This is a genomic window from Acetobacterium sp. MES1 (assembly GCF_002237635.1).
GTDB classification, from domain to species: Bacteria; Bacillota; Clostridia; order Eubacteriales; family Eubacteriaceae; genus Acetobacterium; species Acetobacterium wieringae.
In genome coordinates this window covers 22386-34448 of sequence record NZ_MJUY01000002.1, presented here as the reverse complement: position 1 = coordinate 34448, position 12063 = coordinate 22386, and the positions used below count along the sequence as shown (strand labels likewise).

The window sequence follows — 12063 nt, the reverse complement described above, 5'->3', positions numbered from 1 at the left end:
CATGGGCTTCGCTGTCGGTTACACCAAACAATTTCTACACTAGGGCGCACAACACTTTCTTGTACTGTTCACCGACACGTTACGAAATAGTTTGTTCGATTCTTTCAAATTTCGCAATCAATTAGGATAGATATTAAAAAGGAGCTAAAAATGACTAAAAAATTAGAAATTAATTGGGATCAATTGGGATTTGAATATATCAAAACGGATTATCGCTATCTGTCGTTCTGGAAAGACGGGCAGTGGGATGAAGGGGTTTTGACTGAAGATAATGTTTTGCATCTGGGTGAAGCAGCTCCCTGTCTGCATTATGGGCAGCAGTGTTTTGAAGGACTGAAGGCCTATCGGACGAAAAATGGCGAGATTCAGTTGTTTCGGGTTGACCAGAATGCCAAACGCTTTCAGGATTCCTGCCAACGGCTGTTAATGCCGGTAATTCCTGAAGAGACCTTCGTCAAAGCCTGTCTCGAGGTGGTTAAGGCCAATGCAGCCTATATTCCGCCCTATGGTACTGGCGGCTCGCTGTATATCCGCCCGATGATGATTGGGGTCGGTAACAGCATGGCGGTTAAACCAGCCAATGAATACATCTTTACGGTTTTCTGTATGCCCGTCGGCGCTTACTTCAAAGGTGGGCTGACACCAGTTAATTTTATGGTCTCCGACTATGACCGGGCAGCCTGCAACGGCACCGGCCAACAGAAGGTTGGCGGCAACTATGCGGCCTCGATGCTGGCCCATGAAATTGCCGTTAAGAACGGCTTTGCCGATTGCATCTACCTGGACCCGACGACGCACACCAAAATTGAAGAGGTCGGCGCCGCCAATTTCTTTGGCATCACCAGAGACAATCGCTTTGTCACCCCCGACTCCCCTTCGATCTTACCCAGCATCACCAAATACTCGCTGCTGTATCTGGCCGAGCATGTTTTAGGGATGGCCGTATCCGAAGAGGATGTTTTCATCGACGAGTTGGATATCTTTGCCGAAGCCGGCGCCTGCGGCACTGCTGCGGTAATCACCCCCATCGGCGGTATCTTCCATCACAACCGGCTGCACGTTTTCTACAGCGAAACCGCAGTCGGCCCGGTGACCAAAAAACTCTACGATACCCTCAACGCGATCCAACTGGGCGATCTGGCCAGTCCCGAAGGCTGGATTACCAAGTTATAAAGGGTTTATTTTTGCTGTGCGGGTCGCTTCTTCTTTTTCTTTTTGCGAACCGAATAACCGAAACTGCCGACCTTTTTGCCCAGACCAAAGTATTCACCATGGACGTAGGCCAGGAGGTCAGCCCGATCGAGATGGAGTTTTCCATTGTCATCGATAAGAGTGTCCTCCACATGAACTGCCTGAATCTCGGCCATAAACATGTCGTGGGTGCCCAGCGGGATGATTTCTTTAACATGGCATTCCAGACTTAAGGGGCTAGCGGCCAGCATCGGACACTTTACTGTATCTCCGGGGATTGCGGCTAAGCCCATCCGTTCAAATTTATTGATCTCCCGGCCGGAGCGCACCCCGCAGAAATCGACGGCATTGACCAGCGCTACAGTCGACAAATTGATGGTGAACTCCCGAGTGGCGGTAATGATTTCATAAGATAAGCGACCGGGCCGCAGCGAAATATAGGTCATCGGCGGTTTGGTATTGAGAACCCCGGTCCAGCCCACCGTTATGATATTTTCTGATGCGGCCTCGCCACAGGTTACCAACACCGGAGGTACCGGGGCCAGTAATACCGATCCCGGCCATTTTGTTTTACTCATTGCATTTTCTCCTTTGTCTGCGATAAGATCATTATAGCAGTTTTCCCATCCTTATGGCAGAAAATCATCGTCAGCCGGGCCCAAGACTGCTGAAAAGCATCGATTAAACCATTTAAGTACAATTTTTCTTGCAATTTCTTTGCTAAGCCGATAGTATTATAATTAGAAAAGACAGTGGACAGGAGAAGTATGAAAACAGAATTATTATTTCTAATTAAACGTCTATGTGATCTTGAAGAAGAATTCATGGATTTGACCGAAGAAGAAAAAGAAATTGTCGTTACTACCGCCGAAAGCATGACCGGAAGTCTGGTCTTTTTATTGGAAGCGCTTGAAGATTATTCCATGAGTGGTTTTTACGACGAGGATTGAAACCAACTGAAAAAAACGAATAAGGAGGTAGTTCGATGAAAGTAGCCGCTTTTGTATCCAGTATGGTTGCCCTGGTAATGGGCGCCGCAGCTCTGACCTTAAGTATTATTGCTGTTTCAAAAACTGCCCGTTAGCGGCAAAAGAGCAACGCTTTAACAGGTTGCTCTTTTTTATTGGCGATAAACTACCGTACCGATCAATTATCAGTCGGTAAACTCGACGATGACTTGATCGATATCCCAGAGGGATTCGATTTTTTCGATTGCATCTTCTTTGATGGCGTTGGCAAACTGATGGGTTTCGGGGAGATCGATGACGATCCGAACCACGCCACCGGTGATATCAATTTCCTTGACCAGATGAGTAGCCACCATATCCAGGCCTTTGATCGGATTCATGACCTTCTTTAAGCGTTTTCTGACAATTTCTTCGGTAGTGGCGACCTTTTCAGTAACCAGGCCGTGCTTTTCTTCATAATTCTGAATTGCCGAGCGCAACACCTCCACTGCCAGCACCGAGCAATGAGCCTTGATTTTGGGCAGCCCGCCCAGGGCTTCCGAGGCTTCCTGCCAGGTAATATTTTTGGCTTCATCAATGGTTTTGCCTTTGGCCAGTTCGGTAATAATCGAACCGGTGGCGATGTTTGAGGCACAACCGTAAGATTCAAATTTGATATCATCGATCTTCTTGGTCTCGGGATCGACCTTTAAATAGAGTGACACCATATCGCCGCAGGCCGGACTGCCTTCGGTTGCTTTGCCATCGGGATCTTCAATCCGCCCGGTATTGCGGGGATTCTTAAAATGTTCCAGGACCAGATCGTTATAAGGACTTGCCATTGTTATTTCCTCCTATTCCTTTCCCAGGGGACTGATTTTTCTCAGGTTCTCAACCACCTTTTTCAGCGTTTCCACCACAAAAACCACCTCTTCCATGGTATTGAAGCGACCCACTGTCATCCGGATCGAGCCGTGAGCCCGCTCATGGTCACCACCGATGGCGGCAATCACATGACTGGCTTCCAGGGAGCGGCTAAAACAAGCCGAACCGGTGCTGACGGCAATGCCATACATGTCCAGATGAAGGGTGATCGATTCCCCCTCCACATAATGGAAGGTGATATTGGCATTTTGGGGCGTCCGCTGCCGGGGATGACCGTTTAGGATAACATCAGGGATCTGCTCGCTCACCATGGTGATAATGTGATCCCGCATTGCTGCCAGCCGGATGTTTTCATCCGCCGTCACCAGTTCCGCCGCTTTGGCAAAGCCGACGGCACCGGGAATGTTATCCATCCCGCCGCGGAGATCAAACTCCTGAAAACCGCCATCCATTATTTTAGCCAGAGTGGTGCCTTTTTTTACATAGAGTCCACCAATCCCCTTAGGACCATGCAGGGTATGAGCCGAGACGGTGATCAGATCAACGGCAATGGTGTTGACATCCAGAGGCACACGCATAAAGGTGTGGGTGGCGTCAGTATGAAAGAGTGCCCCCTGATCATGGCAGATTTTGCCGATCGCATTGATATCCTGAAGGGTGCCGATCTCCTGATTACCATGCTGAACCGAGACCAAAATGGTTTCCGGGCTGATCAGCGCCTGGAGTTTTTTAAGATCCACCAGACCATCCCCATCGACGTCCAGATAATCGACGGTGAAGCCTTCCTTTTCCAGGGTTCTGGCGCTGTACAGCACTGGAAAGTCTTCAATTTTGGAGACGATCAGGTGTTTACCTTTTTTTGCCCCCAAAGCCTTGGCAACCCCTTTTAAGGCCAAATTACTGGACTCGGCACTGCCGGAGGTGAAAATAAACTCCTGGCTGTTGGCGCCCAGGGCCTTTGCAAGCCTAGTTCTGGCATCATCCAGGGCTTCTTTTGCCTCAACCCCCAACGAATAACCAAATTCCGAGGTCGCCACCGAGTAACGGTCAAAATATAGCGGTTTCATCACTTCCAGCACCTGCTCATCCAGCCGGGTAGCGGCGGCATTATCCAAATAATACACGTTTTCCATGAGTCCCCCCCTTAGATAAACAAGGTAATCGCTGACTGTCGGGCTTCCTGGATGTAGGTTCCGACGGCCCCATATTCGTCAATGATGTCTTCGATCAGATCGGATCGTTTTAAACCCATGATGTCCATGGTCATTTCACAGGCGATGATTTTGCCGCCCAGTTCCTTAAAATCAGCCATCAGCCGTTCCAGGGAAGCGACATTATTTTTTTTCATCCGTCCCAGCATCATCTTTTTTCCCAAGCCCAGAAAATGCATTTTCGATAAAGGCCCTTTTTCCAGGCCGCCTTTTTTCAGGCGCAGCAATCCCCAGAAGGTAAAATACAGGGATACCTCCATCCCCATCGCCAGTGAGCCATTGGACACAATCAGAGCACTATACAGTTTATCCATATCACCACTCTGAACAATAATGGTTGTTTTGTCCGCCATGAAAAAGCCTCCTTTACTTTTGGATTTTTATGGTCCAGGTGCCGTCCTGTTCTTCAATGCTGGTGACTGCCAGCGACAAAGCATCGGCGGCCATCGGGATTTCTTTTTTCGAGGCGGCATTGTTCCCGGTAATCGCAATGACATCCCCCGGTTGCGCCCTTCTGACGGCTTTACGCATTTCTACCAAAGGAACCGGACAGGTTTCGCCTCTCACATCAACATAAATTTCTGCCATGTTCTTGCCTCCTACTCAAATTTTTATTCACTGCTGCTGTGCCTTTCCGTCGTTTTCTCTTTTTTCATACCCCATTATGAACAACTTACTTGAATATTCAGTAAAAAGCATAAAAAAGCAGGCCGGCGGATCGTCCGACGGCCTGCTGAGGTTGCTGTAAGATACTGTACCGACCAATTGTCGGTACGGGGTTAGTTTATTAGCTCGTTCTTTCTCTTACTTTTTATTTTTAAAGCGCTCGAGAAACCGGGTTGAATATGCCAGGGTCTTGGTGGGGCAGCTGTCGACACAGTGACCGCAACCGACACAGCGCAGCTCGGATACCGGAAGGCCGGTGGCGGCACGGGATTTTAAATCGATGGCCATTGGACAGGCAACGTTGCAGCGGCCACATTGGATGCAGTTGCTCTGATTGGTGGTGATCTGCTGACCAACCAGCTTGCCAAGCAGGCCCACCACCGTTCCCAGAGGGCAATAATAACAGTAGCCGCGACCGCAAAAGGCGACCCAGAAAAACATCGCCATCAACAGTTCAGCGGCGAGGTATTTATAGGTTTCGATTTTTGCCACTGTCTCGCTGTTGGCCAGCGGCAGACCCAACAGATAGAGCACCCAGTAGACGGTAAAACCGATGGCGACTGCCAGAAACAGCCAACGCAGGATGGCAAACACTTTTAAGCCGCGGGCCTTAAGCTTTTTCCGGGTTCCCAGCAAGGGCATTACCGGATCAAAAACCTCACTGGCAAAACCATTGAACAGGCACAGTGTCGCGCACTGCCAGCGCCGTCCCCAAAGCAGCGTTCCGACCAGAACAACGATGGTGATAAGCAGATAAAAGGCCAGCGCCAGCGCGATGCCAGTGAGGCCAAAGACCGGCAGGTATTTGAGATAAAAGGCGGTGTTGGGGTCCATCAGTTGTAAGGGGATGGTGGTCCAGGGAAGTGGCATCGCAAAAAAGTAAAGTTCCTGATTATCTAAAAGAATCGGGCCAACAATATGAACGACCAAAGCCATCACGATAAAACCGGTCAGATTGCGTTTGCGCATCTCAGTCCGCCCGGATGCGCCAATAATCCGCAGGGTCAGAAAGCTACCAATAACAATAAAACTGGTCTTGACCCAGTTTTCATAAAAACCCCACAGCCAGGCGATAAAGGCGGCCACTTCCGGGGTAGCCCGACTGACATAGCCGAAATTGAGCCCGGCAATGATCAGGCAGAGGATGATATACACCCACAGGATTGCTTTGAGTGCTTTTATTTCACTGGAGGCTTTTGTTTCGCTAGAATTACGGTGACTCGCCATGGTTCTGGTCCTCCTCGATAACTATAATTTTTTCTTAATTATAAACTTCTTTCACGATAAACACAAGAATAGTCATGATACGAATCAGAAATAGCTGCTTGACTGCCAGCATCAAAATCGGTACGATAAGTTATAATTTAATGATTAAATAAAAATAGGTAATTGCGAAATGAAAAAACACCGAACAATGGTTGCTTTGAGTGCAGTTTCCACAAACAATTTTGTAACGTGTAGGCGAACAGTTCAGAGAACTGTCCGCCGTACAGTGTAACAATTGTTTCGTGCGAAACTGGGCGCAAAGCTCACGGCTGTTTCGCAATTACCTATTAAATAAAAACAAATGGAGGAAACAAATGCGACGTAAAAATCGGGAAGTAACCAAACTAACGGAGATTATTGAAATTATTAACGGCTGTAAGGTGTGCCGGCTGGCCATGGTGGACAACGGCCAACCCTATGTGGTGCCCCTGAATTTTGGCTATCGCCAGGATGATTCCGTCATTACCATCTTTCTGCACTGTGCCAGGGAAGGCCGCAAAACAGAGATCCTGAAACAGAATAACCAGGTCTGTATCGAGATGGATCAGATGAAAGAGCTGATCAGCGGCGAAAAGGGCTGTGATTACAGCTGCTATTTTGAAAGTTTTATCGGCACCGGTCAGGCGGTTTTTCTGGACGATGCCGCGGCAAAGGCTGAGGCTTTACAGGCGATTATGAAACAGCAGACCGGCCGGGACGATTTCAGCTTTGATCAGCAGATCCTCGAGCAAACCTCCGTGATTGCGGTTGAACTTCGCCGTTATTCTGGCAAACGGCACTAATCGCGGGATCAATCGCTTTCGATCGTTTCAGCCGTAATGTTTTTTAGCTCTGGAACAGGTATTTTGCTGGCGCTCGCTGGCGATTTTTGGGTGGCGATGAGAATGCCGCAGACGATCAGGATCATCCCCAGCAGATGACTGAGCTGGATTTTTTCATTGAGCAGGATGGCAGCCAGAATAATGCTGCTGACCGGCACCACGCTAATGAAGATCGCCGCGTTGCTGGCTGCAACTTTAGCAATCCCCCGAAACCATAGGACATACGATATAAATGAGACAAAGATCCCGTAATAGCCAATACACAAAATAGTCTGAAGCGACATTTTGGCAAACGGATAGCCCCAGGCGTCGTGGATGGCAAGGGGCAGTAAGCAGATAAAGGCCATTCCCGCCACCAGTGTTGTCCGGTATACCGGGGACATCGGGATGCACTTTATTTTACTGAGCACCGAAAATAAGCCCTCGCCAATAACGGCAATCAGAATCAGAAAATTCCCCAGCACCGAGCTGTCAAGGGTCCCTTCCGCAAAATAGGTGAAGAGGTTGATACAGAGTAATCCGACAATAACAAACGCCAGACCGATGGCGTTATTTTTTGAGATCTTCTCTTTCAAAATAAAAAACGCCAGAATCACCACAATGGCCGGTCCAGAGCTGGAAATTAAACCGCTGTTAGCGGCTGATGTCAGCTGTAGCCCCCAGAAAATAAAGACCCGGTAGAACACAATCCCGGCCAGGGCTTGACCCAACAATACCACCACGGATTTTTTATCCAGGCGGTGGTGTTCTTTTTTAATCACAAAGGTGACCAGCAGCAAAAAGACCAGCCCGATGGCAATCCCCAGTTCGGTGGCCAAAAAAACCGGCACCCTTGCCACCATCATTTTACTGACCACAACCGCACTGCCGGCGATTGCCATCGCCACTGTCAAATCCACATAGGCGCGGAGTTTTTCTCCCATAATAATCCTCTTTTCTCTTTTATATGATTATGATAAAATCTTACCCGATTGATGTGGTTTGTAAATAACCACTTAAATGGTTTTTTTAGCAAACCACTTTTGGAGGAACGCAATGTGGATTAATCTTGATAAAAAGAATGACCGCCCCTTGATGCGACAGCTTTATGAGCAGATCAAACACCTGATTTTAAACGGCCAGCTGGCACCGGCCGAGAAGCTGCCATCAACCAGGCAGCTGGCCACTGATCTGGGGATCTCCCGCAGCACCGTTCTGGAAGCTTACAATCAATTGATTGCCGAGGGCTACCTGATTGGAAATCATGGATCGGGGACGGTGGTCGCCAATGGCATTGATGTATTTTCGATCCCCCCGGACACCGCTACGAAAAAATGCGCTGCCACGATGATCGCAACAAAAGTACCGCCATCCGCAGTGATTGATTTCCAGTCCGGCGTCATTGATTCGTCCCGGTTTCCGCTGTCGGCGTGGAAAAAAGCCTATCAGCGCAGTCTTGATCAGATTCCTGAAGCCGCTTTTCGTTATCATCCCAGCGCCGGGGTGATGAGGCTGCGCCAGACGATTGCCGCCTATTTGCGACGCACCCGGGGACTCACCTGTCATCCCGACCAGATTATGATCGTTTCTGGCTCGACCCAGGGTCTGGCCCTGATCGCCGCGTTATTTCAGGATCAGCGGCAAGCGGTCCTGATTGAAGATCCCACCCATCCCGGATTGCGCCAGATTATTGAGCGCGCAAAACTCCATTTAATTGGGATCCCGGTGGATGATCAGGGTCTGTTGACTGATAGCCTCAACGCCCATCCGAACCCGGCCTTTGTCTATACGACCCCTTCCCATCAATATCCGTTGGGTGGCATCCTGCCGATCCAACGCCGTCAGAAACTGATCCAGTATGCCATCGCCAATGATACGTATCTGCTGGAGGATGACTATGACAGTGAATTCCGCTTTGAAGGCCAGCCGGTTTCATCCCTTTATGAGCTAAGTCCTGACCGGGTCATTTACCTGGGGACCTTCAGCAAGATCCTCACCCCGGCTATCCGGTTGGGGTATCTGATTCTCCCGGATCAACTGATCGAACCTTACCTGGAGCTTAAAAAATATTCCGACGTTCATACCGAAGCCCTGACCCAGTACGCCCTGGCCGAATTTATTGAAAGCGGTGGGCTGGAAAAACACATCTGGAGGATGAAAAAAATCTATGCTAAAAAACGCCAGCACCTGATCGCTGAATTATCCCGTTGTTATCCGGCTGAATTTGAAATCAAAGGCCATGCCGCCGGGCTGCACATGGTTGTCCGTTTTAACGGCGTTGTTTTTGCTCCCCCACTGATCGATCGCATTAATGCCCATCAGGTCCGGGTCTATCCCATTGAAAACTACGTTTTTGGCAACACAACACCCTACGGCAGCGACATCCTCCTCGGCTACGCTCACCTAACCTTTGCCGAAATCACCACCGGCATCACCCGATTCTGTACTGCCCTGCGGGAACCGGGATCTTGAGCACAAAAAAGACACTCTTACGAGTGTCTTTTTAAGATAGCTTCGAATCTGGTTATTTTTCGACAGCATCGATGGCGGAGTCGGCATCCGTTACGGTTCCTTCCGGGGTGGATGGCGACAGGGTCATGAAAAAGCCGTCGGTTTGATCGACAAAGGCAGTGGCGCTGTCAAAGCTGACATCAAGCAGATGGCCGCCCTTGCTGCGGTCATCGGCGATAAAATGAAAATGGTAGCCTTTGACATTCAAGCCGCCGATATCGGCCGGGCACCACAAGCCGACCAGGGTACCGCTGATCTTTTGATAGTCAAAGATCGACTGGTTTTTGACGGCTTCAGAAAGCACCGGATAAGGTTTTATCTGGCTGGGCACCGAACGGGCTTTGATGGTGTTGAAGGTGCCGTCGATCCGGAACACATAGAAGGCCTTCGGGTCGGTTATCATTTTGTCCAGTTCCTGCTCCAGGGCTTCCAGACTGGCGGTTGGTCCCAGTGATTTAGTCGCATCCTCGTCAAAGTAGGTAACTGCGGCAAAGGGGGTGGTATCGGTGTCTGGAACTTCCTCCACGGCACCGCTGGCCTTGACCTTGTAGACCGTATTGTCGATCATCACCAGCTCGCCATCCAGGGCGTTGAAGGTACCGATGCCGACATCGCCATGCTGCTTTAATTCCCCAAAAGTCATAAAACCATCGTAATTCCCGGCCAGCAGGGAATTGATCGTCGATGCCTGGAAGAGGGTCTCCTCTTTAGCTGCGGCAGCCTCGCTGCTGGTGTTAGTGGTTGCGGCGGCACAACCGGCCAGCGTCACTATCCCCAAAACCGATAAAACAATTGCGGTAATTTTTATTTTCATAACACGCTCCTCATTTTTCAATCTAAGTCCGATTTTACACCCCCATCACCTCGGATGCAATGGAAACTTTTGGGGATTTTAACTTACGCCGCCTTCACCTGAACCAACCTATCCGTACATAGGGCAGTATTCCGGATTGACGGCGATTTAACGCAATGTTAAAATGAAACCGTGGTTGAGCTTAGGGCTTTTTTTCTACGACAAAAGCCTGACAACTGCAGAGGAGGCATCATGATTACCTTTATTATCGGACTATTAATTTTAATTCTAGGCGGGTTTTTCTATGGCAAACTGGTCGAAAAGGTGTTTGCCCCGGATACGCGCCAGACGCCGGCGATCAGCCAGGCCGATGGGGTCGATTTTGTGGCCATGCCCAAATGGAAAAACCAGTTAATCGAATTGCTCAACATTGCCGGGACCGGCCCGGTGCTGGGACCGATCCAGGGGATTCTGTTCGGCCCGCTGGCCTTTATTACGATTCCCATCGGCTGCGTTCTGGCTGGCTCGGTTCATGATTACTTCAACGGGATGATCTCGATCCGCAACGGCGGCGCCCAGATGCCCCGGCTGGTGGGCAAGTATCTGGGCCCGCAGATCAAGCGTTTTTATACCCTGGTGTTGTGGTTGCTGCTTTTTCTGGTGGGGGTGGTGTTTATTTACACCCCCGGCGATCTGATTGCCAGGGATATTCTGAATAAGGATGCCGGTGCCCAGAACACCACCATCTGGATCGTTTATGCGGTCATTTTTGGTTATTATTTAATCGCCACCTTCTTCCCCATCGATAAAATAATTGGCCGGGTCTATCCAATTTTTGGGGCTATTCTGATCATTTCAGCGCTGGGGGTTTTTACCGGCATCATGATGGATGGTGGTGTCAATCTCCTGAACCTGTCCTGGTCGACCCTGCCCCAACATCCCCTGGGTCAGCAATTTATTCCGGTCTTCTTTATTACCGTCGCCTGCGGCATCCTCTCGGGCTTTCACGGCAGTCAGTCGACGCTGATTTCGCGGACTGTTACTGCCGAAAAAGAAGGACGCGGGACCTTTTACAACATGATGATCCTGGAAGGCTTTATCGCCATGTGCTGGGCGGCCGGGGCGATGGTGCTGTTTAGTCGCGGTGTCGATTTCAGTACCGGCGCCACCGCCATGGTGGGCCTGATCTCCCAGGAATTTTTGGGCCCGATTGGGGCGTTTTTCGCCATTCTCGGGGTTATCGTACTACCGATTACTTCCGGCGATACCGCCTTTCGGTCGCTGCGACTGATGGTCGGAGAAGCCTTTAACATTGATCAGACCGTCATCAAAAATCGACTGCTGACAACTCTGGGAATTTTTGTCCCAGCGGTTGTGATTCTGGTTTTTGCCAAGACCGCCCCCAATGGGTTTAATCTATTATGGCAGTATTTTGGTTTTACCAACCAGTTTGTGGCGATCTTCGCCCTGGCGATGGCGGCGGTTTATTTAATGACTGAACACAAGATTTTCTGGATTACCCTGCTCCCGGGGATGTTTTACACCTTTATCGTGATCTCTTATATCTGCCATGCCCCGATTGGTCTGGGTCTCGAACCCCGACTGGGCCCGACGATAGGCATCAACCCCAACAGTTATATCCTCTCTTATCTGATTGGCGCCGCGGCAGCCATTCTCTACATGGTGCTGGTTTTAAAACAGGGCCGAAAAGGTCTGGATCAGCTGCCCCAATAGAAAATATAAACCAGTACCGACAAAATCCCCGTCGCATCTCAAGTGATGCTGCGGGGATT

The 12063-nt window shown here is 49.7% G+C and carries 13 protein-coding genes; 5 read left to right on the top strand and 8 right to left on the bottom strand.

The window, feature by feature from the left end:
* Window positions 1-132: 132 nt before the first annotated feature.
* Window positions 133-1173 (top strand): branched-chain amino acid aminotransferase, encoded by a 1041-nt coding sequence (locus BI182_RS00155; protein WP_286804788.1) that lies wholly within the window; start codon window positions 133-135, stop codon window positions 1171-1173.
* A 5-nt stretch (window positions 1174-1178) separates the two neighbouring features.
* Here BI182_RS00155 and BI182_RS00150 read toward each other — a convergent pair whose 3' ends face one another.
* On the bottom strand, window positions 1179-1769 hold the full coding sequence (locus BI182_RS00150; protein ID WP_286804699.1) for a flavin reductase family protein: 591 nt from the start codon (window positions 1767-1769) through the stop codon (window positions 1179-1181).
* Window positions 1770-1958: 189 nt separating this feature from the next.
* Here BI182_RS00150 and BI182_RS00145 point away from each other — a divergent pair, with 189 nt between their 5' ends.
* Window positions 1959-2141: a hypothetical protein gene (locus BI182_RS00145; protein ID WP_250935983.1), complete on the top strand. Its 183-nt coding sequence runs from the start codon at window positions 1959-1961 to the stop codon at window positions 2139-2141.
* A 203-nt stretch (window positions 2142-2344) separates the two neighbouring features.
* On the opposite strand, the gene BI182_RS00140 is transcribed toward BI182_RS00145, so the two are convergent.
* The 5 genes from BI182_RS00140 to BI182_RS00120 all read right to left on the bottom strand — a co-directional run bounded on the left by BI182_RS00140 (window position 2345) and on the right by BI182_RS00120 (window position 6127).
* Entirely contained in the window at window positions 2345-2980 is a 636-nt protein-coding gene (locus tag BI182_RS00140; protein ID WP_148638238.1) for an iron-sulfur cluster assembly scaffold protein, read from the bottom strand.
* Window positions 2981-2992: 12 nt separating this feature from the next.
* Window positions 2993-4156 (bottom strand): cysteine desulfurase family protein, encoded by a 1164-nt coding sequence (locus BI182_RS00135; protein WP_286804696.1) that lies wholly within the window; start codon window positions 4154-4156, stop codon window positions 2993-2995.
* A gap of 11 nt (window positions 4157-4167) precedes the next feature.
* Window positions 4168-4587, bottom strand: a complete 420-nt coding sequence (locus tag BI182_RS00130; protein WP_286804694.1) for a DsrE/DsrF/DrsH-like family protein — start codon at window positions 4585-4587, stop codon at window positions 4168-4170.
* Window positions 4588-4600: 13 nt separating this feature from the next.
* The gene (locus BI182_RS00125) at window positions 4601-4822 is read right to left on the bottom strand and encodes a sulfurtransferase TusA family protein (RefSeq protein WP_070371461.1); all 222 of its coding nucleotides are present in this window, start codon (window positions 4820-4822) and stop codon (window positions 4601-4603) included.
* 216 nt (window positions 4823-5038) lie between these two features.
* The gene (locus BI182_RS00120; protein ID WP_070371462.1) at window positions 5039-6127 is read right to left on the bottom strand and encodes a 4Fe-4S binding protein; all 1089 of its coding nucleotides are present in this window, start codon (window positions 6125-6127) and stop codon (window positions 5039-5041) included.
* A 353-nt stretch (window positions 6128-6480) separates the two neighbouring features.
* Here BI182_RS00120 and BI182_RS00115 point away from each other — a divergent pair, with 353 nt between their 5' ends.
* Window positions 6481-6948, top strand: a complete 468-nt coding sequence (locus tag BI182_RS00115) for a pyridoxamine 5'-phosphate oxidase family protein (protein ID WP_070371463.1) — start codon at window positions 6481-6483, stop codon at window positions 6946-6948.
* Window positions 6949-6956: 8 nt separating this feature from the next.
* Here the strand turns inward: BI182_RS00115 and BI182_RS00110 are convergent, their stop codons facing one another.
* Window positions 6957-7910 carry a DMT family transporter gene (locus BI182_RS00110; protein ID WP_228880145.1) on the bottom strand — a complete coding sequence of 318 codons (954 nt, stop codon included), beginning with the start codon at window positions 7908-7910 and terminating at the stop codon, window positions 6957-6959.
* A 112-nt stretch (window positions 7911-8022) separates the two neighbouring features.
* On the opposite strand from BI182_RS00110, the gene pdxR reads away from it, so the two are divergent.
* Entirely contained in the window at window positions 8023-9438 is a 1416-nt protein-coding gene (gene pdxR, locus BI182_RS00105; RefSeq protein WP_286804690.1) for a MocR-like pyridoxine biosynthesis transcription factor PdxR, read from the top strand.
* A 52-nt stretch (window positions 9439-9490) separates the two neighbouring features.
* On the opposite strand, the gene budA is transcribed toward pdxR, so the two are convergent.
* Window positions 9491-10291 (bottom strand): acetolactate decarboxylase, encoded by an 801-nt coding sequence (gene budA, locus BI182_RS00100; RefSeq protein ID WP_084633637.1) that lies wholly within the window; start codon window positions 10289-10291, stop codon window positions 9491-9493.
* A 231-nt stretch (window positions 10292-10522) separates the two neighbouring features.
* On the opposite strand from budA, the gene BI182_RS00095 reads away from it, so the two are divergent.
* Entirely contained in the window at window positions 10523-12004 is a 1482-nt protein-coding gene (locus tag BI182_RS00095) for a carbon starvation CstA family protein (protein WP_286804688.1), read from the top strand.
* The last annotated feature ends 59 nt before the right edge of the window (window positions 12005-12063 follow it).